This is a genomic window from Roseibium sp. RKSG952 (genome assembly GCF_009711355.1).
In genome coordinates, this window is sequence record NZ_SMMF01000378.1 from 1 (window position 1) to 769 (window position 769).

Genomic DNA, 769 nt, shown 5'->3' on the forward strand with positions numbered 1-769 from the left:
CTCGCTGTGCGAGGTGCGCTCTTGCCCCCCAGGATCCCGTCCGGCACCTTGCAAACAAGCAATTCAGGCGCGGAAGGCGAATACTGACACGGCGTGCGGGAACAGGTCGATAGTCTGCAACCAGTTTTCCAACGATCATCAATTGAGTGCTTGGGCCGAATTATTGTGTGGATGCCCGACCAACTTGCTACCAATCCCTGACGAATCTGATCTCCTGAGCTTTAGGAAATCAATGCTATCCTGCATTCAACACAATATCTGATGTGGCCCTGAGCGAACGGGATAAGCAATATGCTTTAATCCACTTTTAGATGATTGGTAAGCATTAAATTTTCGATTTCCATGTAGTATCGAATAATGCATCCGTTTTCTGCCTGTTCGAGACCTACACCAGCATCAGCATCAACAATGCATTGTTGAATGTAGCGATCTTTTCTTTCTTCGATATTATTGATCTCGATTGCTTCAATTACGCCATAGTAACAAAGAACTCCCATTGAAAATGATTTTAAGCACAAAATGTCGAGACTACTAGTCGACGAAAGCAAGCGATTTGCGTCGAGACGTTGGTCGTTAAGGGAATGCTCCTGAGTCGGGCACTCGCCCAGTCCATTGCCGATGCGGGCTGGCACAGCTTTTTCGAGCCGCGCCTTGTTCTTTGTTGAACAGCTCAAGCGTCTCGCGTGCCTTTGGAAGGTTCTTATATTTCGCGATCAGCAACCGACTGCCGCCGCTGGAATTTGTATGTCCGGCGCATGGGGTAAACGGC

At 48.4% G+C, this 769-nt stretch carries 1 protein-coding gene; it reads right to left on the minus strand.

Annotated features, from left to right (window positions below):
* Positions 1-296: 296 nt before the first annotated feature.
* The gene (locus tag E1297_RS01130) at positions 297-674 is read right to left on the minus strand and encodes a hypothetical protein (RefSeq protein WP_155132828.1); all 378 of its coding nucleotides are present in this window, start codon (positions 672-674) and stop codon (positions 297-299) included.
* Between the last annotated feature and the right edge of the window lie 95 nt (positions 675-769).